Here is a 20,582-nt window from a genome sequence, read left to right as displayed (position 1 = left end):
CCCCGGCCAGCGCCGGGCAGGCCAAGCGCTGATCGTCTGTAGGAGGGGTCAATATTGGACGCCGATAAGGGGTCAATATTCCGCGCCGATTGACACTTGAGCTCAGAGTGAAATAGATGCAGATACCGCAACCCGACTCTTCCCATACTCAGCTGCCTGAGGTATCGGTTTGTATCTTTAATCAGGGCGTGGCCAAGTAACTCCTGAAGTATCACTGTAGCTTCCGCACCGTATCTCTCAATGAGGTGTTGAGACAGGTTTGCTTGATCTAAGCCGTCCTCCTTTGCTCGGCTCGAGATGAATGACTCGAGAAATAGGCAGGCGTAAGTATGCCTTAGGACGTGTGTAGTGATTGCGATCTTAGATCCGAGTTCCGTCTCAGCTGCTTTTCTGGACTTTGCAGTCGAATGGCTAACGCTCCAACTCCTCAGTCTATCGCCGCGGCTATTTAGCAGCATGTGCGATTGGCTAGAGGTTTTCACCCTCGGTCGCTCCGTCACGTAGTATCGCCACAGATCCCTGCACAGCCAACTGGGGAGATAAACGCGACGTATCTTCTTGCCTTTCCCCATGATCCGGTACGGAAGCATCTGATCTGGGGAGAAGGCCGCCTCTTCGTCAGGCAGCACTCCGATCATCGAATCGTCCTTGGGGTCGTAACGCAAAACGTAAGGCTTACGGGGGAACCGGGGTCTCGCGAGCTTCTGCTCATCCTCGGACCTCAAGTGGACTGTCCCCGGCACCAGCATGTTGCTGAGCAATTCGTCGAGACGCATCCCAGACGCAAGATAAGTTTTAGCCGCGAGCTTTCTAGCCGTATCCGGCATATGTCTTAATATAGCGCTTAGCTCCACCGGCGTCAGAGGTGCCCAATTTGAAGGGTCCTGGCGGCGAGGGTACCGTAGATCCTCCGTCTCCTCCGGAGTATCATGTGGGTGAGCTGGTAGTGCCTGTTCTAGGGCGTTCTTAGCATCAAGATATGCATGATGACACTCATCTATAGAAGGCTCCGGCTTCGGCCAGCAAATGAGCCCTTGCTCGCACATCCACGTACAGCAAGCCATCGCCTCCACTAGACGCGGCCGGATAGTGCTCGAAAAATTCAAGCTAAACAATTTGCCTGTAGCCCAGTATTCCTGAGTCCAGTATCCCAGAATCATCTGATCTCGGTACAGATCTTTGATGTGCCATTCGGCTACCTGTGTCCAATGTACGCGGCCCTCGGTTGGATGGCAGGCGACCGTCTCGAGCCACGTCATGAAGTTCGCCATCCGATACGCTATCGCGGTGATCGAGTTGCTGCTGAGATAGAAGGTAGCAACTTGGTTTTCATTCCCTCTCTTGAGGCGGAGACGGCCGCTACAGCGTTCCTGAAGGTACAGGTTCGGCCCGTCGAGGTACTCACCATCATCACCAAGAAGATATGGAATGTGTCGGATTTTTTTCAGGAATGGCGATCGACAAGCGGGGTGAACCCAATTAATGCTAGCCATGACGTGCCCCCGGTGCGTGGGTAGAAGAAACCTCAACTGACGTCAGGCAGCTGGAAATTATGTAGCTTGTCGAGGGGAGGGGAGGGCTGTTCGGTGTAAGGGTGATCCATCCCTGGCTCCAGCGTTGGGAGCGAACACCATAAAGGGGTCGCACCTGCGAACAGCAATCCGGTACATCTAGATACAATTTGTTATCTACAATGACGAACAGGATCTCTGTCCCATGCGCCAGGTTACCTCTTGTGGTCGCGTGGCGACATCTAATGCGGCGTCCCTTAGCGGGAGATCTTTCTCAATGCTGCGCCTCTCCGGTTGTCCGGAGGCAATAATTTCAAGAAATCGCCAGAAGGTAAACCGTAGGGCAGCAATAAAAACGGAGCATCAGAAAATAAGAAAAATCATTTCATACTCGAGTCCCGCAACGTCTACTTGGCGCTCGCTGTCGATTTATGCTCTTCAAACTTACCAAAGCTATTTTAATGTGGAATAAATTGCGCGAAACCTTCTGCCTTTATACAGGAGAAATCCAAACAAGGACCACTTTTTATTTGCCAAAGTCTAAGCATTACTTGAGAATCGAGTGCTTTGGTGATGACGGCAAGCAATGCTTCGTGATGTTTTTTTTCTGAATCAGGCTAATCGTTATTTGATGCTTTATGACATAGTGCGTGCGGAGTATAGGCGGGGCTTGTGAGGCTCATGACGGTTGCGAGGATGTTTCTCTGAAGCCCTATTTCTGGAAATATCTTGCTCTGAAGAACTGCGGAGGCCTGCAGTCGGAGCGTGCTGATCGGCTCAACGATCTTAGCGCTGCTGGGTATGGGCAAATCACGAACCTGCGGCGTGATCGAACAGAGTTCATCTCCTCACTACGGCTGCAATGGAGGAGAGTGTCCTTAGGTACCCCCTCTGGACATGGCTGGGGAGCGCTGGACTGTGGTACCAGCGCAATTTGGTAGGCCAGACCCGAGATGCCAGTGAACCATCAGGCTGAAGCAGCTACAGCGTTATATGGGACGCGCAGCTTCAGCCTAATCGCGAGGCCAGATCCGAAATACCAGTGAACCATCAGGCTGAAGCAGCTACAGCGTTATATGGGAACGCGCAGCTTCAGCCTGATCACGGAACCTCATCGATTATGTCGACTAAGTTCTGGGCGTCTCTCATATAACGCCCCCGGGTCCAATAGGCTTATTCCATCGACCGTTTATCGCCATAGCCGGACCGAAGCCCGGCAAGGGAGATATAGGCGCTTGAGGGCGCGCTGAAAAGGGGGCGGGACCAGATTAGGGCGGTTCGCGGCCGCCGACTTGAGTTGAAGACGTCAACTTCCGGGGATAGACCCGAGCGAAGGCCCGCCGGTGCTTGGTTCGCGACGAAGCGGACTGTACGATGGCGATCCGCAATCCGACTCGCAGAGAGACCATGAAGCAGTATCTCGACCTCCTCCAGCACGTGCTCGACAACGGCACCGACCGCGGCGACCGGACCGGCACGGGGACGCGCTCGGTCTTCGGCTACCAGATGCGCTTCGACCTCGAGGAGGGGTTTCCCGTCCTGACGACGAAGAAGCTGCACCTTCGGTCGATCATCCACGAACTGCTCTGGTTCCTGCGCGGCGATACCAATATCGCCTACCTGAAGGAAAACGGCGTCAGCATCTGGGACGAGTGGGCGGACGAGAACGGCGATCTCGGCCCGGTCTACGGGGCGCAGTGGCGCTCCTGGCCGGCGCCTGACGGCCGGCATATCGACCAGATCGCCAACGTCATCGAATCGATCAGGACCAATCCCAATTCGCGCCGCCACATCGTTTCGGCCTGGAACCCGGCGCTGGTGGACGAGATGGCGCTGCCGCCCTGTCATTGCCTGTTCCAGTTCTACGTCGCCGACGGGCGGCTTTCCTGCCAGCTCTATCAGCGCTCCGCTGACATCTTCCTCGGCGTTCCCTTCAACATCGCCTCCTACGCGCTGCTGACCATGATGATGGCGCAGGTGACTGGGCTGAAGCCCGGCGATTTCGTCCACACGATGGGTGACGCGCATCTCTATGCGGACCATTTCGAGCAGGCGAAGCTGCAACTGACGCGAAGCCCGAAGGCCCTGCCGGCCATGCGCATCAACCCGGCCGTGACCGATCTCTTCGCCTTCCGCTACGAGGACTTCACGTTGGAGAACTACGTGGCCGATCCGAGCATCAAGGCGCCGATCGCGGTATGACCGTTCCCGTCTCCATCGTCGTCGCCGTTGCCCAGAATGGCGTCATCGGCCGGGCCGGCGGCATGCCGTGGAGGCTCTCGACCGACCTCAGGCGGTTCAAGGCGCTGACCATGGGCAAGCCGATGGTGCTTGGACGCAAGACGCTGGAATCCTTCGGAGGCAAGCCCCTGCCGGGCCGCCCGCACATCGTCGTGACCCGCAATGGCGGGCTGGAGGTCGAAGGCGTCCGGACGGCCAGGTCGCTGGACGAGGCGATCCAGGTCGCGCAGAAGATTGCCTCCGACACGGGTGCCGGGGAAGTCTGCGTGATCGGCGGCGGCGAGATCTACCGGCAGGTCATGGACCGTGCCGACGTGCTCTACGTCACGCATATAGAGACGACCATCGCGGACGGTGACACGTTCTTCCCGGCCATCGATCCCGCCGTCTTCGAAAAGGTCGAGGAAACCCTCGTTCCCGCGGGCGAGAAGGACGATTTTCCGACGCGTTTTACTGTCTATCGCCGCCGCGCCGCGGCAAACTGAAACATTTCGTTACCAATTACCCCGAAGTGACTGAGCCATCGTTGAAAGCGCCGCCAGGCCTCCCTATAACGGGGACTGGACGAGGGAGCTCCGCTTCCGCGTGTGTGGAAGCGGCTATAGAAGAGGTTTTAATGCCCTGGAGCAATCAGAATGGCGGCGGCGGCCCATGGGGCGGCGGCGGCGGAAATAATCAAGGCCCATGGGGCGGCGGTGGTTCGAACCGTCCGCGGGGCGGCGGCGGAAGCGGCGGCCCGCCCGACCTGGAGGACCTGATCCGGAAAAGTCAGGATCGGCTGCGGGGAGTTCTTCCCGGCGGTTTCAACGGCGGTGCGGCGGTCATCGTCATCCTCGCCATCATCGCATTCCTGGCGATCCAGTCCGTCTACACGGTTCAGCCGGACGAGCGCGGCGTGGAACTTCGCTTCGGCAAGCCGAAGGAAGAAATCTCCATGCCCGGCCTGCATTTCCATTTCTGGCCCTTCGAGACGGTCGAGATCGTCAAGGTCACCGAGCAGCAGCAGAATATCGGCGCTGCAGGCAGCGCCCAGTCGTCTGCCGGCCTGATGCTCTCCGGCGACCAGAACATCGTCAACGTGCAGTTCTCGGTGCTCTACACCGTTAGCGATCCCAAGGCCTATCTGTTCAACCTGGAAAGCCCTTCGGCGACCCTGCAGCAGGTGGCCGAGAGCGCCATGCGCGAAGTGGTCGGCCGTCGTCCGGCGCAGGACATCTTCCGCGACAATCGTGAGGACATCTCCACCGAGGTTCGGTCGATCATCCAGGGCACGATGGACACCTACGGCTCCGGCATTTCCATCAATGCCGTGCCGATCGAGGATGCGGCTCCGCCGCGCGAGGTTGCGGACGCCTTCGAAGAAGTGCAGCGCGCCGAGCAGGACGAGGACCGCTTCGTCGAAGAAGCCAACCAGTACGCCAACCAGAAGCTCGGCCAGGCCCGAGGCCAGGCAGCGCAGATCCGCGAAGAGGCGGCAGCCTACAAGGATCGCGTCGTCAACGAGGCACAGGGTGAGGCCCAGCGCTTCGTCTCGATCTATGACGAATATGCCACGGCGCCCGAAGTGACCCGCCAGCGCATCTTCCTCGAGACCATGGAGACGGTCCTGAAGAACTCCAACAAGATCATCATGGATGAAGGGCAGGATGTGGTTCCCTACCTGCCCCTCAACGAACTGATGCGCGGCAACCAGCAGGGGGGCAACCGATGAACTCCAATCGTCTCCCAGCTATCCTGGTCGGTCTCGCGATCGTCCTCTTCCTCATCTACTCCTCCGTCTTCGTGGTGAACGAGCGGGAGCAGGCGATCGTCGTCCGCTTCGGTGAGATCCAGGACGTCAAGACCGAGCCGGGCCTCTACTTCAAGCTGCCCTTCGGGTTCATGGATGCCGATCGCGTCCAGTATGTCGAGGACCGGGCGCTCCGCTTCGATCTCGACGACATCCGCGTCCAGGTCCGCGGCGGTGCCTTCTACGAGGTCGACGCGTTCGTGGTCTACCAGATCAGCGATCCGCGCCGGTTCCGCGAGACGGTATCCGGCGACCGGGAAGCTGCGGAAGCCCGTCTTCGCACGCGTCTCGACGCGGCACTTCGCCGGGTCTACGGTCTGCGCAACTTCGATGCGGCCCTGTCGGACGAACGTTCGCAGATGATGCAGGAGGTCAATGCACAGCTGCGCGACGCGGCCGAATCGCTGGGCCTTGCGGTCCGCGACGTCCGTATCCGCCGCACCGACCTTACGCAGGAAGTCTCGCAACAGACCTTCGAGCGCATGAAGGCCGAGCGTCTTGCCGAAGCCGAACTGATCCGTGCACGCGGTAACGAGCAGGGCCAGACCCGCCGGGCGATCGCCGACCGCCAGGTGGTGGAGATCGTCTCCGCCGCCCAGCGCGACGCCGAAATCATCCGAGGCGAAGGCGATGCCGAGCGCACGAAGATCTTCGGCGAAGCCTTCGGGCGCGACCCGGGCTTCTTCGATTTCTACCGGTCGATGCGGGCCTATGTCGCCTCCATCGCCGACCAGGGCACGACCATGGTCCTGTCGCCGAATTCGGAGTTCTTCAAGTACCTCAACAACTCCCGGCCGGAAGCAGACGGGGCCCAGGCCCCGGCATCGGCAGCACCCCCTGCCACTCCAGGGGCCGCTCCCGGTGCCGCTCCAGGTGCCAATGCGGCACCCGCGAACGGCGGTTGAACGAAGAGGCGGCTCCGGCCGCCTCTTTTCGTCTCGGACGTCGTCAATCGGGCTTAGTGCCTGACGAAAAAAGGCGATTTGCTCGGTCTTCAATCCGCCCTATCTTGCGGCGAAAGTCAGCGGGACGGTCCGGGCGGGAGCCTGAGCCATGACATTCGATACAAGGGGGGCCCGATGGCTCAATCGGTTCTATTGTCGTTGAAACGCTCCGTGGCAGCGATTGCGATTGTCGCCATGGCGGCGGGAGCGCAGGCGCAGACAGGCAACCCGCCGGCCGATCCGCCGGTCTCTCCCGACATGGAGACGCCATCGCAGGCCGCTCCGCCGACGGTAGAGGAAGCGCCGCAGGCCGGGGGCGATCAGCTTGGACCGGACGCCATGCTCCCGGCACCACCGACCGCGGCCCCGACCGTGACCGCCGCGCCGTCGACGGGCCCCGCGATCGGCACCGGCCCGGCCTCGGTCGCCGACCTCGCCGAGGGGTTGCTCGACGCCGTGGTGAACATTTCCACCTCGCAAAGCGTCGGCGGCGAGGGCGCAGGCCCCCAGACGCCGCAGACGCCCGACGGCTCGCCCTTCGAGGAATTCTTTGACGAGTTCTTCGACGGTGACGGGAGCCAGGGCGGAAGCCAGAAGGTCAATTCCCTCGGCTCCGGCTTCGTCATCGACCCTTCCGGCTTCGTGGTCACCAACAACCACGTGATCGAGGATGCCGACGACATCGAGGTCGTGTTTCCCGACGGCAGGAAGCTGAAGGCGACGCTGGTCGGGACCGATCCCAAGACCGATCTTTCCGTGCTGAAGGTGGACCCGCCGGCGCCGCTCAAGGCGGTCCGCTTCGGCGATTCGCGACAGATGCGCATCGGCGACTGGGTGATGGCCATCGGCAATCCGTTCGGGCTCGGCGGCTCGGTCACCGTGGGGATCATCTCGGCGCGGGGCCGCAACATTAACGCCGGCCCCTATGACAATTTCATCCAGACCGACGCGGCGATCAACAAGGGCAATTCCGGCGGGCCGCTCTTCAACATGAAGGGCGAGGTCATCGGGATCAATACGGCGATCATCTCGCCGTCCGGAGGCTCGATCGGCATCGGCTTCGCCGTTCCGACGGAGCTTGCCCAGAACATCGTCAACCAGCTGATCGAGTTCGGCGAGACGCGGCGCGGCTGGCTCGGCGTGCGTATCCAGCCGGTCACCGACGAGATCGCCGAAAGCCTCGGACTGGACAGCGCCCGCGGCGCGCTGGTTTCGGGCGTGGTCGCGGGCGGCCCGGTCGATAACGGCGAGATCCGCGCTGGCGATGTCATCCTCGCCTTCGACGGAGTGCCGGTCCGGGAGATGCGCGACCTACCGCGCGCGGTGGCGGAAAGTCCCGTCGGCAAGGCCGTCGACGTGACGGTCCTGCGCGACGGCAAGGAACAGACCGTCCAGGTGACGCTCGGCAGGCTCGAGGACAGCCCTGCCGACGAACAGGTCGAGGAGGGCGCCGCGCCCGAGGGGCAGGAACCGATGCCCGACGGCGACCAGGGCGAGGAGCAGAACGGAGAGGTCCAGAGCGGCCCTGCGATCGCGCTCGGCATGACCATTGCGCCCCTCGACGACGAGCGGCGCGCTGAATTCAGCATCGACGACAGCATCGAGGGCGTCGTGATCACGGAGGTCGAGGGCGGATCGGCTGCGGCCGGGAAGGGCCTCAAGCCCGGGGACGTGATCGTCGAGGTGGCGCAGGATTTCGTCGACAACCCGACCGCGGTCAGGGAGAGGATCGATGCGCTGAAGGCGGAAGGGCGGCGCAACGTCCACCTGATGATCGCCGACCCGACCGGCGCGCTGCGCTTCGTGGCGGTGCCGCTGGAATAGTCAGCGCCCGTAGGTCTCGGCCGCGGCCGCATAGACGACATGCCGCTTGAGGTGGGGATGCGTATCCGGCACGCGGGGATGGTCGAAATCCATCTGCGGCCACGGGCGCATCCCGATCCGCCTCATCACCGCCGTGGACCGGTGGTTGCTTTCCACGGCGAAGGCGACCACGGCCGGGATCTCCTTCTCCCGGAACGCGAAATCGAGGAGCGCGCCCGCGGCTTCCGTCACGTAGCCGTTGCCCCAGAATCGGGTCGCAAGCCGCCAGCCGATCTCCACCGTCTCTTCCGGGAAGATGCCGGGCATGTTGGGGTGGGAGAGGCCGCAAAAGCCGGCGGGCTCGCCGGAGGCCTTCAGTTCCAGCGCATAGAACCCGAGGCCGGTATCGCGGATCAAACCGTTGAGCTTGTCGAGAAGCGCGTCCGATTCGGCGTGGCTGCGGCGGAAGGGGAAGAACTCCATCACCTTCGAGTCGGCGTTGATTTCGCGGAACAGGTCGCGGTCGCCCTCGACCCAGCTGCGGACCCGAAGGCGCGGCGTTTCCAGGATGACCAGCGGCGGTTCGACCAGGGTCATGGGGTGGCGAAGTCCGATTTGCGATAACCCTGGATATAGAGGAGGGCGGTCAGGTCGCCGTGGTCGATGCGCATCCCGGCTTCGGCGGCCACGCTCGGCTTGGCATGGAGCGCCACGCCCGAGCCCGCCAGTTTCAGCATGCCGAGGTCGTTCGCCCCGTCGCCAACGGCGATGACGTCGTCGGTGGAGATCCCGAGGCGGGCGGAAATCTCGACGACGGCGTCGACTTTGGCCTGCTTGCCGAGAATGGGCTCGGCCACCTTGCCGGTGAGGATGCCGTCTTCCGCCAGAAGCAGGTTGGCGCGGTTCTCGTGGAAGCCGAGACGGTCAGCGATCGGGTTGGTGAAGACGGTAAATCCGCCCGAGACCAGGGCTGTATGGAAGCCGTTCGCTTTCATGGTGGCGATGAGTTCCGGTCCTCCGGAGGTCAGCGTGATGCGCCTGGCGATCACGTCATCCACGACCGAGAGGGGCAGGCCCTTGAGGAGGGCGACCCGCTCGCGAAGGGCAGGTTCGAAGGCAATCTCGCCGTTCATGGCGCGGGCGGTGATTGCCGCGACCTTGTCCTTGAGGCCGACGACATCGGCGAGTTCGTCGATGCATTCCTGGCCGATCATGGTGGAATCCATGTCCGCGATCAGGAATTTCTTGCGCCGCGTCTCCGCCGGCTGGATCACCAGGTCGACCGGCAGTCCGTCGATCGTCTCACGAAGGCCTGCCTCGGCGGCCGGAAGGTCGGCGCCGTCGCGCAGTGCGATATCGCAGGCGATTCCGTCCGCCAGCCAGTACAGCCCGGCGGCGTTCACGGCCCCTGCCGCCGTCTCGCCGAGGGAGGAAGACAGGACGGGATTTGACGGATGGGCAATGAGCGTGGCAACGGAAGCCATATGAAGGACCTTGCAAGAAATTACGACGCCATCCTGATAACGGGGCCGACCGCGAGCGGCAAGTCGGCGCTTGCGCTGCGCCTTGCGGCGGAAACGGGAGGCGTGGTCGTCAATGCCGACAGCATGCAGGTCTACGACACGCTGCGCGTGCTGACCGCGCGCCCCTCCGAAGAGGAAATGGCCGGCATTCCGCACCGCCTCTACGGATATGTCCCGGCCACGCGCTCCCACTCGACGGGCGAATGGCTGCGCGACGCGGCGGCGCTTCTGCCGCAACTGCGCGAGGACGGCCGGATGCCGATCTTCGTGGGCGGTACCGGCCTCTACTTCAAGGCGCTGACGGGCGGCCTGTCCGACATGCCTGCAATCCAGGAGGAGATCCGCTCCGGGCTGCGCCGGAGGCTGAAGGAGGAGGGGGCGGAGCGGCTTCACGCGGAACTCGCCAGGCTCGACCGCGCTGCGGCGGACACACTCGAACGGACTGACGGGCAGCGGATCGTGCGCGCGCTCGAGGTGCTGCAGGAGACCGGCCGCTCCATCCTCGACTTCCAGGGAAAGCCCGGGCCCGTCGTCGTCGATCCGGAAAGGGCGCTGAAGATCGTCGCGCTTCCCGACCGTGCGACCCTGCATGCGCGGATCAACCGGCGCTTCGAGCACATGCTGGATGATGGCGCGGTGGAGGAGGTGAGGGCCCTGCTTGCGCTTCATCCCGCCGCGGACGTGCCGGCCATGAAGGCGATCGGCGTCGCGCAGATCGCCGCGATGCTCGACGAACGGATGACGCCCGAGGCGGTGATCGAACGCGGCTCGGCGCTTACGCGCCAGTATGCCAAACGGCAGATGACGTGGTTCCGCAACCAGATGGACGAGAGCTGGAGGAGGATCGATCCCTCCGAGCCTCAGTCCCTGCTGTCATAGGGGCCGCCGAGCGGCCTCTTGAGGAGGGTTTCCCGCAGCGAACCTTCGCGGCGAGGAAGCTGGGAGGACCGCAGGCCGGGCTCGCCGTCGGTCGTGGCCGGACGATGGGAAGGCCAGGAGGGCGTCTGCGGAGCCGGCGTGGCGATCGGACGGCCGGCGCCGGGCAGCATGTCGGGGTGATAGGGCTGCGCCCTGACCTCGTGCTCCGGCGACGGCATGTTCGCCTCAGCGGGTGCCGCGACGCTGCGCGCCCAGCGGTCCAGTTCCATCTCGCCCATGGCCGGATCGTGGCCCGGATACCGGTGGGCATCCTGACCGGTTTCGCGATCATAGGCTTCGTCGGCGCCTTGCAGCATCGCATCCTCACCTCGATCGGAGGCCGGCCGGTAGGGCCCCAGTTCGGGTGCGGTTACCGAACGCATCCTGGCGACGACGCTCCGCAGGTCGACGGTATCGGGGGTTTCCTCGGTGGTCTTTTCGGCAACGCCGTTCGCCTTCGGCAGGTATTTTCTTTCGACGCGGGCGAACTGCAGGCGCATCGGTACGGCGATCGCCTCGCCGAACGCGATCGCCTCGCCATTGCCGAGCGAGGAGAGGAAGCTCAGCGTCGAGATGGAGGAGTTCGGGATGGCGGAGCGGATGATCTCCTGGTCGCGATCGTTCGCTAGACGCATCGCGAAAAGGGTAGAGCACTGGGACAGGATGGTCTGATCGAGTTCCCCCGGGCGCTGGGTGATGACGCCGAGCGATACGCCGTACTTGCGGCCTTCCTTGGCGATCCGGGCAATCGCCTGGCGGGTCGGGAAGAAGCCCCGCTCGGGATCGGCCGGGACATAGCGGTGCGCTTCCTCGCAGACCACCAGCATGTGAATCGCGCCATTGCTCCAGAGCGCCAGTTCGAAGGCCATGCGGCACAAGATCGAGGCGATCGAGTTGACCACTTCGGAGGGAATGCCCGCGAGCTGGAACGTGCAGATCGGCCTGTCACCCCCCGGAATCCGGAAGATGTGGGCGATCGTCTCCATGATCGTGTCCTGGATCGTGTTGTTGGAGAACATGAAGTGATAGCGGGGATCGTTGATCGCCGACATGATGCGCATCTTGAGATGGCGCAGGATGGGCTTCTCGCCGCGGCCTTCCAGGCGGCCGATGCGTTCGTCGATCAGCGCCAGCAGGTCGGCCATGCGATAGGGTACGGGCGTGTCCGCGGTGATCGAGCTTTTCTCGGTGGTGCGGCGCATCAGGCCGGTATCGCCGCCGCGGAAGGCGCGCTTCGCTTCCGGGATGACGTCGCGCAGGATGTCCAGTTCCTCGGCGACCGGGTGGCGGCCGCGGTAAAGCACCTCGGCAAATTCCTCGAGCTTCATCAGCCAGAACGGCAGGTCGAGCGTTTCCGGATCGATGACGACCGCGTGGCCGGGAAACGCCGCCGCGAACTCGTTGTGCGGATCAAGAATCAGGATCCGCAGCTTGGGGTCGGTCTCGATTGCCTTATGGAGGAGGAGCGAAACGGCCGTGGACTTGCCGACGCCGGTGGAGCCGACGATGGCAAAATGCTTCGACAGCATGGACGGTATGTGGATCGCCGCATCGATGCTCTCGTCCTGGGTCAGCTTGCCGATGACGCAGCTGTCGTTCATGCCGGCGTCGTAGATGCGCAGCAGGTCGGCGGAGCGGATGCGATGGGCGATCGCGCCGAGATAGGGATAGCGCGAGATGCCGCCTGAAAACTCCTCGCTGCCGTCAGACCCGACCCGGACCTCTCCGAGAAGCTCTGCCTCGATCTGGAAGCTGTTGTCGTCGTGCTCGCCCCAGCTCTTCTCGTCGGTGCTCATCGCGTAGGCGAGGGCCACGACCCGGTTGTCGCCGACGTCGATGGAGATGAGGCGTCCGACGGACCAGAGCTCGGTCAGGGCGGTCTCGCCCTGTTCCGCCACGGCGGCGATTGTCGCTCGTGAGCCGTTGCAGGCGACGACGCGACCCAGCATGCGGTTGCCGGCGAGGCTGATGTCGCGCCGATCCTGTTCGCCAGCCGAGATGGAACGGTGCAAGTCGTTATTCCGCAAAACGAAGCCCCTGTCGTCAAACGGGAGCGGTCGAATGCCCCCATGGCTGCACACCGGCCCCAGTATAACCGGGGCGATTTAACAAGTGGTGTAGGGGGTTGGGGCGAGTATCCGCCCTGCGGGAGTCGCGTAATTTTTCACCGTATCGCGTTGACGCAGGGCAATAATCTGTCTAACACTTGCGCCCATGAAGATTTCGACGGCACTTATCGTGGTGGGAACGCGCATGGGCAGGATGGTGTAACCATCCGGCGTTAGCCACCCATGCGCGGAAAGACAGGCTCCTCAAGGGGCCTTTTTTTATGCCTCGACCACGGAACAGCAGACAAGCAGCGGATGGATCAGACAATGACGGACAGCAACAACCAGATGACCGGGGCGGAGATCGTTCTGAGGGCGCTGAAGGACAACGGTGTAGAGCACATCTTCGGCTATCCGGGCGGCGCGGTCCTGCCGATCTACGACGAGATCTTCCAGCAGGACGACATCCAGCACATCCTCGTCCGCCACGAACAGGGCGCAGGCCATGCCGCCGAAGGCTATGCCCGCTCCACCGGCAAGGTCGGCGTCATGCTCGTCACCTCCGGTCCGGGCGCCACCAATGCCGTGACGCCGCTGCAGGACGCGCTGATGGATTCCGTCCCGCTGGTCTGCATTTCCGGACAGGTCCCGACGACGCTCATAGGTTCGGACGCCTTCCAGGAGTGTGACACCGTCGGCATCACGCGCCCCTGCACGAAGCACAACTGGCTGGTCAAGGACGTCAATGAACTGGCCGGCATCATCCACGAGGCGTTCCGCATCGCCCAGACCGGCCGTCCGGGCCCGGTCGTCGTCGACGTTCCGAAGGACATCCAGTTCGCCACCGGCACCTATACGCCTCCCGGCCAGGCGCCCGTCAACAAGAGCTATGCCCCGAAGCTGCAGGGGGACATGAAGGCGATCCAGGCGGCGGTCGAACTCATGGCGACCGCGAAGCGGCCCGTCCTCTATACGGGCGGCGGCGTGGTCAATTCCGGCCCGGAAGCGTCGCGGCTGCTGCGCGAACTGGTCGAACTGACCGATTTTCCGATCACCTCGACCCTGATGGGGCTCGGCGCCTATCCTGCTTCCGGCAAGAACTGGCTCGGCATGCTCGGCATGCACGGCTCCTACGAGGCGAACATGGCGATGCATGACTGCGACGTCATGGTCTGTATCGGCGCGCGCTTCGACGACCGCATTACCGGGCGGATCAACGCCTTCTCGCCGAACTCGCGGAAGATCCACATCGATATCGATCCCTCGTCGATCAACAAGAACGTCCGCGTCGATATCCCGATCCTCGGCGATGTCGCGACGGTGCTGGAGGACATCGTCCGGCTGTGGCGGGCCTTGCCGAAGAAGCCCGAGAAGAGCCAGACGCAGGAGTGGCGGGAGAGCATCCAGCGCTGGCGGGCCCGCAAGTCCTTCGCCTACAAGCCCTCCAACGACGTGATCATGCCGCAATACGCGATCGAACGGCTCTACGAACAGTCGAAGGGCCGCAAGACCTTCGTCACGACGGAGGTCGGCCAGCACCAGATGTGGGCGGCGCAGTTCTTCGGCTTCGAGGAGCCCAACCGGTGGATGACCTCTGGCGGACTGGGGACGATGGGCTACGGCCTGCCGGCGGCGATCGGCGTCCAGGTCGCGCATCCGGACGCGCTGGTCATCGACATTGCCGGCGACGCGTCGATCCAGATGTGCATCCAGGAAATGTCCTGCGCCATCCAGTACAATCTGCCGGTCAAGATCTTCATCCTCAACAACCAGTACATGGGCATGGTCCGCCAGTGGCAGCAGCTCCTGCATGGCAACCGGCTGTCGAACTCCTATACGGAAGCGATGCCGGACTTCGTGAAGCTGGCCGAGGCCTATGGCGCGGTCGGCATGTATTGCGACGATCCGAAGGAACTGGACGGTAAGATAGAGGAGATGATCGCGGTGAAGAAGCCGGTGATCTTCGACTGCCGCGTCGCCAATCTCGCCAACTGCTTCCCGATGATCCCGTCCGGGAAGGCGCATAACGAGATGCTGCTTCCCGACGAGGCGACAGACGAGGCCGTCGCCACCGCCATCGATGCCAAGGGCCGGCAGCTCGTTTGAGTTGCTCGTGTTAAAGTTATCTCTGAAATAACGGACGCAAGATCATGAATGCCCATCAACAAGCCACCGGCTCCGCATACTTCATCGCCCCGGAGACCGCGAAGGTCGAGAACCATACGCTCTCGGTACTCGTCAACAACGAACCGGGCGTGCTCGCCCGCGTCATCGGCCTGTTTTCCGGCCGCGGCTATAACATCGAGAGCCTGACCGTCTCGGAGACGGAGCACGAGGCGCATCTGTCGCGCATCACCATCGTCACCCGCGGCACGCCGAGCGTGCTGGAGCAGATCAAGGCGCAGCTGGAGCGGATCGTCCCGGTCCACCGGGTGGTGGACCTTACCGTCCGCGCCAAGGATCTCGGTCAGGAACGACCGATCGAGCGCGAGGTGGCCCTGATCAAGGTGGTGGGCTCCGGCGAGCATCGTGCGGAAACGCTGCGCCTCGCCGATGCCTTCCAGGCCAAGGTGGTGGACGCGACGGTGGAGCACTTCGTGCTGGAGATCACCGGCAAGTCTTCGAAGATCGACCAGTTCGTGGCGATCCTGAAGCCGCTCGGCCTGATCGAGATCTGCCGCACGGGCATTGCCGCGATGAACCGCGGCCCCCAGGGTATGTGATCAGATCATCTCCAGCGGTGCCGGCCGGGTCGGGGGCGGGAAGGCCGCGTCCAGCGCGTCCAGATCCTCGTCGGTGAGATCGAGGTCGGCCGCCTCGCGGTTCTCGGTCACCCTTTGCGGATGCGAAGACTTCGGGATGGCGATGACGCCGTCCCGCTCCAGCAGGAAGGCAAGCGCCACCTGCGCCGGCGTCGCCTGGTAGGCCTTGGCGATGTGAATGAGCGTCTCGTTGCGGGCGAGGCTTCCCTGCTCGATCGGCGAATAGGCCATGACGGCGATCCCGCGATGCCGGCACCAGGGCAGGAGATCGTATTCCACGCCCCGCCGCGACAGGTTGTAGAGGACCTGATTGGCGACGCAATTGCCCCCGCCCGGAACCTCCATCAGTTCCTCCATGTCGGCGAGGTCGAAATTGGAGACGCCCCAGGTGCCGATCTTTCCCGCCTCCCGAAGGGTCTCGAAGGCCTCCACCGTTTCCGCGAGCGGATGTTCGCCGCGCCAGTGAAGCAGGTAGAGGTCGAGCCGGTCGGTCCGCATGCGGGCGAGGCTGCGTTCGCATGCGGCGATCGTTCCCTCCCGGCTCGCGTTCCACGGATAGACCTTGCTGACGAGGAAGACCTCGTCCCGGCGCCCGGCGATGGCCTCTCCGACGATTTCCTCGGCGCCGCCCTCGGCATACATTTCGGCCGTGTCGATCAGCGTCAGGCCTTCGTCGAGCCCGTGGCGCAGGGCTTCGACTTCCTGGCCCGCCCGGCGGGGGTCCTCTCCCATATGCCAGGTTCCAAGACCGAGCGCCGGCACGACGACGCCGTTCAGGAGGGTAACGGTGGGGAGGGCGTCATCGTTCATGCGGGGTGCTCCTATGCTTACGATGCAAGATAAGGCGTACCCTTTGCCTGCCAAGAGCGCTTGAAGCGGCCCGGATTTGCGCCTAAGGATTCGGCCGCGGGCACCCGGCGAACGAGGTGTCCCGTCCCAATCAAGCAGCCCATTGGCGCCCGGAGAAACCATGTCGCTGGAAACCTTTCTGGCCCTGATCCTGTTTGCCTTCACGACGTCGATCACGCCCGGCCCCAACAACATGATGTTGTTCGCGTCCGGCGTGAACTTCGGTTTCCACCGCACCATCCCGCACATGCTGGGGATCGGCGCCGGGTTCCTCTCGCTTCTCATCGGCGTCGGGCTCGGGCTGGGGGCGGTGATGCAGAGCATGCCGCTCCTCTACACGATCCTGAAATTCGCCGGCGGGGCCTATCTCGTCTGGATCGCCTGGAAGATCGGGACCTCTCGCAGCCTGACGGAAGGGAAGGCGTCGGCGCGGCCGATGACGTTCCTCGGCGCGGCCGTCTTCCAGTGGGTCAATCCGAAGGCGTGGGTGATGGCGGTGACGGCCATGGCCACCTATACCAATCCGGCCGCCTACGTACCCACCGTCCTGCTGGTCGGGGTGGCGTTCGCCCTCGTCAACCTTCCGAGCGTCTCGACATGGGCGGGCTTCGGCTCGGCCCTGCGGGAATGGCTGTCCGTGCCCGTGCGCCTCAAATGGTTCAACATCACCATGGCGGTCCTGCTGGTCATCAGCCTCTGGCCCATGCTGCGCTGATCGACGGCGCGATTCGATCCTCTTTCGTTCTTTTTCTGTTGCGATAGGGTCCAGAATCCTGCCATGTCGCAGCCATGCAATTTGCCCCGCAACAGGACGAGGCCCTGGCGGCCGTTTCACGCTGGCTCAAGGACGGGCGCCAGCCGGTGTTTAGGCTTTTCGGCTATGCCGGTACCGGCAAGACGACGCTGGCGAAGCACTTCGCCGAGCATGTTGACGGCGACGTGCTGTTTGCCGCCTTCACCGGCAAGGCGGCGCAGGTGCTGCGCTCGCGCGGCGCCAAGAACGCCAAGACGATCCATTCGCTGATCTATCGCCCGCGGGGCGAGGAGGAAGTGGCGGACGAGGAGACGGGAAAGACGTCCATCTCGCCGATGTTCTCCATCAACCGCCAGAGCCCGGTCGCCAAGGCGGCGCTCATCGTCATCGACGAATGTTCGATGGTCGACGAGCAACTCGGCCGCGACCTCCTGAGCTTCGGGACGCCGATCCTCGTCCTCGGAGATCCCGGCCAGCTTCCGCCGGTTTCCGGCGGCGGTTTCTTCACCGAACAGCAGCCGGACTACCTCCTGACCGACATCTACCGGCAGGCCCGGGACAATCCGATCATCCAGCTCGCGATGAATGTCCGCGAGGGCAAGGAGATCATGTACGGCGACTACGGCACGGCGCAGGTGATCTCGCGAAACGAGGTGAACCAGGCGCTGGTGCTGGAGGCCGACCAGGTGCTGGTGGGCACGAACAAGACGCGCAAGCGCTACAATCAGCGTCTGCGCGAACTGAAGGGCTTCGCCACCGGCTATCCACAATCGGGCGACAAGCTCGTCTGCCTCAGGAACGATCAGGTGAAGGGCCTGCTCAACGGCTCGCTCTGGCAGGTCATGAGTTCGTCGCGCGAGACCGTCAAGCCGGGCATCAACCTGATGATCCGCCCGGAAGACGACGACATGGATCGGGGCGCGGCGAAGATCAAGCTGCTCAAGGCGGCCTTCGAGAGCGAAGAGGAAATCCCCTGGTCTACGCGCAAGCGCTATGACGAGTTCGACTACGGCTATGCGCTGACTGTCCACAAGGCGCAGGGTTCGCAGTGGAACAATGTGGTGCTGTTCGATGAAAGCTGGGCGTTTCGCGACACGCGTGAACGCTGGCTCTATACCGCCATCACACGGGCGGCCGAGACGGTCACCATCGTCAAATGAGGGGCGGGCGGCTCTCGTTCCTGCGAAATCGCCGCGAACCCCACGACGTTCATCAAAATCGAAGATGGGTGGATGCGCGAAACTCGTTGGCATTCGGGCGGCGGCTGGCTTAAACCCGCGGGAACCTTATCTCTACCGGAAGCCGATCCATGCCAACCAAGCTCTCCGTCAACATCAACGCCATCGCCATGCTGCGCAACCGCCGCGACCTGCCGTGGCCCGACCTCGAGCATCTCGGGCGCATCGCGCTTGCGGCCGGTGCGAGCGGTCTGACGGTGCATCCGCGGCCGGACCAGCGGCATATCCGCTTTTCCGACCTGCCGGTGATCCGGGCGCTGATCGACGACGAGTTCCCGCAGGCGGAGTTCAACGTCGAGGGCTATCCGAGCGAGGACTTCCTGGCGCTCTGCGAGCGGACGGAGCCGGAGCAGGTGACGCTGGTACCCGACGATCCGACCCAGGCGACCTCCGACCACGGCTTCGACTTCCGGGCGCAGGGCGAGATGCTGAAACCGATCGTCGCGCGGCTGAAGGCGAAGGGCATGCGCGTTTCGCTGTTTGCGAACGGGGACGGCGACGCGGAGGCCGTGCGGCTCGCGAAGGCCACCGGCGCCGACCGGATCGAGCTCTATACCGGGCCCTACGGCGGCTGCTACGACCATCCGGAGCGTGCGGCGGAAATCATCGAAGTGCTGGGGCGGACCGCGGATGCGGCGCGTGCCGAAGGGCTCGACGTCAATGCCGGGCACGACCTGACCGTTGCGAACCTTCCCGCGCTCGTGAAGCGGATTCCCTATCTGGCCGAGGTTTCGATCGGCCACGGGCTAACGGCGGATGCGCTGGAATACGGAATGGCGGAAACGGTGCGACGCTTCCGCCGTGCCTGCGGGCAGCCCGTCTGATCTATTCCGCCGCCTGGGCCGCAGCGGAACTGCCGATCGCGAACTCCACGGCGGCGCGGGCGTGGATCGTCGTCGAATCGATGCCGGGCAGGGGAAGGTCATCGGGATCGAGCAGGAGGCAGATTTCGGTGCAGCCGAGGATGACGCTGTCTGCGCCGGCCTTTCTTGCCGCGTCGATCATCGCAAGCGCCTCGAGGCGCGATTCCCCGCGCACCCTGCCGGCGCAGAGGTCGTCGAAGATGATCTCGTGAATGCGGTTACGTCCGGTGCTGTCGGGCACCATCACCTCGATCCCGTGGTCGTGCATGCGCCGGGCGTAGAAGCCGTGTTCCATCGTGTAGCGGGTTGCAAGCAGGAGCGGGCGCTTCATGCCCCGGGCCTCCAGCGCGGCGGCGGTCTCGTCGATGATATGGATGAGCGGGACCGCGAGCGCACCCGACACCTCATCGGCAACGAGGTGCATGGTGTTGGTGCAGATCAGGACGCAATCGGCGCCGGCTGCCTCGAGCCGCCGGGCGCTGTCGGCCAGCGCCTGCGCCGCGAGATCCCACCGGCCCGACTTCTGCATCGCGACGATTTCGGCGAAGTTCACCGAATGCATCAGGATGTCGGCGGATACGAGGCCGCCGAAGCGGCCTCGAACCATTTCGTTGATGAGGCGGTAATAGACGGCGGTGCTCTCGAAGCTCATACCGCCGATGAGACCGATGCTTTTCATTTTTATTTCCCCTTATTGCCTCGACAAGAATGATGCGTCTCGCATCGTAAATGCATGCAACTTTCCAGGCGATCCCAGTTCTTCGCGCATCCCCGTTGCGCGATTTCGCCATTTCGCGCATGTTGCGCCGGAAAACTGGAGGCGTGCCATGCTGGACGACCGTGACCGCAAGATTCTCGACATCCTGCAGGGGAATTCAGCCTTGCCGGTGGCGGAGATCGCCGAGCGGGTGGCGCTGTCGCCGTCTGCCTGCTCCCGGCGCATCCAGCGGCTGGAGGAGGCGGGCTATATCCGCGGCAGGACCGTACTGCTCGACCGCGAGCGCATCGGCGTGCCGACGACCGTCTTCGCGCTGATCAAGACGGCGCATCACTCCGACGACTGGATCGAGAGTTTTCGCGGGGCCATCCGGGATATCGGCGAGATCGTCGAGGCGCATCGGCTGACCGGCAGCTATGACTATATCCTGAAGATCGTGCTGCCCCGGGTGGAGCATTACGACGTGGTCTATCGCCGGCTCGTCAAGCGCATCGAATTGTTCGATGTCTCCGCCTTCATTTCCATGGAAGTCCTGAAGAGCGGCGAAAGCCTGCCCGTCGGCTACGCGGAGTAGATCTGCAGCCCCCAGATCCGGTGAGCCTTTCGTGGCCGATGCGAGAA

Annotated in this window: 18 protein-coding genes; 12 read left to right on the top strand and 6 right to left on the bottom strand. The window is 63.3% G+C overall.

Annotated features, from left to right (window positions below; all coding sequences use genetic code 11):
- Window positions 1-1,493 (bottom strand): hypothetical protein (locus tag ACWGPT_RS07335; protein WP_452604932.1); only part of this gene is annotated, 1,493 nt, incomplete at its 3' end.
- A 1,425-nt stretch (window positions 1,494-2,918) separates the two neighbouring features.
- Here ACWGPT_RS07335 and ACWGPT_RS07330 point away from each other — a divergent pair.
- The 5 genes from ACWGPT_RS07330 (at window position 2,919) to ACWGPT_RS07310 (ending at window position 8,309) form a co-directional block, all read left to right on the top strand.
- On the top strand, window positions 2,919-3,713 hold the full coding sequence (locus ACWGPT_RS07330; RefSeq protein ID WP_452604931.1) for a thymidylate synthase: 795 nt from the start codon (window positions 2,919-2,921) through the stop codon (window positions 3,711-3,713).
- A complete protein-coding gene (locus ACWGPT_RS07325) occupies window positions 3,710-4,237 on the top strand; it encodes a dihydrofolate reductase (RefSeq protein ID WP_452604930.1) in 528 nt (175 codons plus the stop codon). Before ACWGPT_RS07330 ends, ACWGPT_RS07325 begins: the two co-directional genes overlap by 4 nt.
- Before the next feature lie 131 nt (window positions 4,238-4,368).
- On the top strand, window positions 4,369-5,463 hold the full coding sequence (gene hflK, locus ACWGPT_RS07320; protein WP_452604929.1) for an FtsH protease activity modulator HflK: 1,095 nt from the start codon (window positions 4,369-4,371) through the stop codon (window positions 5,461-5,463).
- Window positions 5,460-6,446 (top strand): protease modulator HflC, encoded by a 987-nt coding sequence (gene hflC, locus ACWGPT_RS07315; protein WP_452604928.1) that lies wholly within the window; start codon window positions 5,460-5,462, stop codon window positions 6,444-6,446. The genes hflK and hflC overlap by 4 nt, the downstream gene beginning before the upstream one ends.
- Before the next feature lie 174 nt (window positions 6,447-6,620).
- Window positions 6,621-8,309, top strand: a complete 1,689-nt coding sequence (locus ACWGPT_RS07310; RefSeq protein ID WP_452604927.1) for a Do family serine endopeptidase — start codon at window positions 6,621-6,623, stop codon at window positions 8,307-8,309.
- Here ACWGPT_RS07310 and ACWGPT_RS07305 read toward each other — a convergent pair whose 3' ends face one another.
- Together ACWGPT_RS07305 and serB are read right to left on the bottom strand one after the other, a co-directional pair.
- A complete protein-coding gene (locus ACWGPT_RS07305; RefSeq protein WP_452604951.1) occupies window positions 8,310-8,864 on the bottom strand; it encodes a GNAT family N-acetyltransferase in 555 nt (184 codons plus the stop codon).
- 17 nt (window positions 8,865-8,881) lie between these two features.
- Window positions 8,882-9,772: a phosphoserine phosphatase SerB gene (gene serB / locus ACWGPT_RS07300; protein WP_452604926.1), complete on the bottom strand. Its 891-nt coding sequence runs from the start codon at window positions 9,770-9,772 to the stop codon at window positions 8,882-8,884.
- Here serB and miaA point away from each other — a divergent pair, their 5' ends adjacent.
- The gene (gene miaA / locus ACWGPT_RS07295; RefSeq protein WP_452604925.1) at window positions 9,773-10,690 is read left to right on the top strand and encodes a tRNA (adenosine(37)-N6)-dimethylallyltransferase MiaA; all 918 of its coding nucleotides are present in this window, start codon (window positions 9,773-9,775) and stop codon (window positions 10,688-10,690) included. It abuts the gene before it with no gap.
- On the opposite strand, the gene ACWGPT_RS07290 is transcribed toward miaA, so the two are convergent.
- On the bottom strand, window positions 10,672-12,756 hold the full coding sequence (locus tag ACWGPT_RS07290) for an ATP-binding protein (protein ID WP_452604924.1): 2,085 nt from the start codon (window positions 12,754-12,756) through the stop codon (window positions 10,672-10,674). The two genes, miaA and ACWGPT_RS07290, sit on opposite strands and share 19 nt — an antisense overlap.
- 348 nt (window positions 12,757-13,104) lie before the next feature.
- Between ACWGPT_RS07290 and ACWGPT_RS07285 the strand changes: the two genes are divergently transcribed.
- Together ACWGPT_RS07285 and ilvN are read left to right on the top strand one after the other, a co-directional pair.
- Window positions 13,105-14,883 carry an acetolactate synthase 3 large subunit gene (locus ACWGPT_RS07285; RefSeq protein ID WP_452604923.1) on the top strand — a complete coding sequence of 593 codons (1,779 nt, stop codon included), beginning with the start codon at window positions 13,105-13,107 and terminating at the stop codon, window positions 14,881-14,883.
- Between the two features lie 44 nt (window positions 14,884-14,927).
- Entirely contained in the window at window positions 14,928-15,500 is a 573-nt protein-coding gene (gene ilvN, locus ACWGPT_RS07280) for an acetolactate synthase small subunit (protein ID WP_452604922.1), read from the top strand.
- Here the strand turns inward: ilvN and ACWGPT_RS07275 are convergent, their stop codons facing one another.
- Window positions 15,501-16,349 (bottom strand): aldo/keto reductase, encoded by an 849-nt coding sequence (locus tag ACWGPT_RS07275; RefSeq protein WP_452604921.1) that lies wholly within the window; start codon window positions 16,347-16,349, stop codon window positions 15,501-15,503.
- A gap of 160 nt (window positions 16,350-16,509) precedes the next feature.
- Between ACWGPT_RS07275 and ACWGPT_RS07270 the strand changes: the two genes are divergently transcribed.
- The 3 genes from ACWGPT_RS07270 (at window position 16,510) to ACWGPT_RS07260 (ending at window position 19,204) form a co-directional block, all read left to right on the top strand.
- On the top strand, window positions 16,510-17,103 hold the full coding sequence (locus ACWGPT_RS07270; protein WP_452604920.1) for a LysE family translocator: 594 nt from the start codon (window positions 16,510-16,512) through the stop codon (window positions 17,101-17,103).
- 74 nt (window positions 17,104-17,177) lie between these two features.
- Window positions 17,178-18,302: an ATP-dependent DNA helicase gene (locus tag ACWGPT_RS07265; RefSeq protein ID WP_452604919.1), complete on the top strand. Its 1,125-nt coding sequence runs from the start codon at window positions 17,178-17,180 to the stop codon at window positions 18,300-18,302.
- Window positions 18,303-18,451: 149 nt separating this feature from the next.
- Window positions 18,452-19,204, top strand: coding sequence for a pyridoxine 5'-phosphate synthase (locus ACWGPT_RS07260; RefSeq protein ID WP_452604918.1), 753 nt, complete (start codon window positions 18,452-18,454; stop codon window positions 19,202-19,204).
- 1 nt (window position 19,205) lies between these two features.
- Here the strand turns inward: ACWGPT_RS07260 and ACWGPT_RS07255 are convergent, their stop codons facing one another.
- Window positions 19,206-19,922, bottom strand: coding sequence for an aspartate/glutamate racemase family protein (locus ACWGPT_RS07255; protein ID WP_452604917.1), 717 nt, complete (start codon window positions 19,920-19,922; stop codon window positions 19,206-19,208).
- Window positions 19,923-20,070: 148 nt separating this feature from the next.
- Here ACWGPT_RS07255 and ACWGPT_RS07250 point away from each other — a divergent pair, with 148 nt between their 5' ends.
- Window positions 20,071-20,535 carry an Lrp/AsnC family transcriptional regulator gene (locus ACWGPT_RS07250; protein WP_452604916.1) on the top strand — a complete coding sequence of 155 codons (465 nt, stop codon included), beginning with the start codon at window positions 20,071-20,073 and terminating at the stop codon, window positions 20,533-20,535.
- Window positions 20,536-20,582 lie beyond the last annotated feature (47 nt).

The organism is Pseudorhizobium sp. NPDC055634, assembly GCF_053618655.1.
The sequence above is the reverse complement of the archived record's forward strand: the minus strand, read 5'-3'. Positions and strand labels throughout refer to the sequence as shown.

What these genes read in the sequence shown, in the direction of transcription:
- ACWGPT_RS07330 (WP_452604931.1), top strand. Translation starts at nt 2,919, where the DNA reads ATGAAGCAGTATCTCGACCTCCTCCAGCACGTGCTCGACAACGGCACC.
- miaA (WP_452604925.1), top strand. Translation starts at nt 9,773, where the DNA reads ATGAAGGACCTTGCAAGAAATTACGACGCCATCCTGATAACGGGGCCG.
- ACWGPT_RS07260 (WP_452604918.1), top strand. Translation starts at nt 18,452, where the DNA reads ATGCCAACCAAGCTCTCCGTCAACATCAACGCCATCGCCATGCTGCGC.
- ACWGPT_RS07255 (WP_452604917.1), bottom strand. Translation starts at nt 19,922, where the DNA reads ATGAAAAGCATCGGTCTCATCGGCGGTATGAGCTTCGAGAGCACCGCC.
- hflK (WP_452604929.1), top strand. Translation starts at nt 4,369, where the DNA reads ATGCCCTGGAGCAATCAGAATGGCGGCGGCGGCCCATGGGGCGGCGGC.
- ACWGPT_RS07275 (WP_452604921.1), bottom strand. Translation starts at nt 16,349, where the DNA reads ATGAACGATGACGCCCTCCCCACCGTTACCCTCCTGAACGGCGTCGTC.
- serB (WP_452604926.1), bottom strand. Translation starts at nt 9,772, where the DNA reads ATGGCTTCCGTTGCCACGCTCATTGCCCATCCGTCAAATCCCGTCCTG.
- ACWGPT_RS07325 (WP_452604930.1), top strand. Translation starts at nt 3,710, where the DNA reads ATGACCGTTCCCGTCTCCATCGTCGTCGCCGTTGCCCAGAATGGCGTC.
- ACWGPT_RS07265 (WP_452604919.1), top strand. Translation starts at nt 17,178, where the DNA reads ATGCAATTTGCCCCGCAACAGGACGAGGCCCTGGCGGCCGTTTCACGC.
- ACWGPT_RS07250 (WP_452604916.1), top strand. Translation starts at nt 20,071, where the DNA reads ATGCTGGACGACCGTGACCGCAAGATTCTCGACATCCTGCAGGGGAAT.
- ACWGPT_RS07310 (WP_452604927.1), top strand. Translation starts at nt 6,621, where the DNA reads ATGGCTCAATCGGTTCTATTGTCGTTGAAACGCTCCGTGGCAGCGATT.
- ACWGPT_RS07285 (WP_452604923.1), top strand. Translation starts at nt 13,105, where the DNA reads ATGACGGACAGCAACAACCAGATGACCGGGGCGGAGATCGTTCTGAGG.
- hflC (WP_452604928.1), top strand. Translation starts at nt 5,460, where the DNA reads ATGAACTCCAATCGTCTCCCAGCTATCCTGGTCGGTCTCGCGATCGTC.
- ACWGPT_RS07270 (WP_452604920.1), top strand. Translation starts at nt 16,510, where the DNA reads ATGTCGCTGGAAACCTTTCTGGCCCTGATCCTGTTTGCCTTCACGACG.
- ilvN (WP_452604922.1), top strand. Translation starts at nt 14,928, where the DNA reads ATGAATGCCCATCAACAAGCCACCGGCTCCGCATACTTCATCGCCCCG.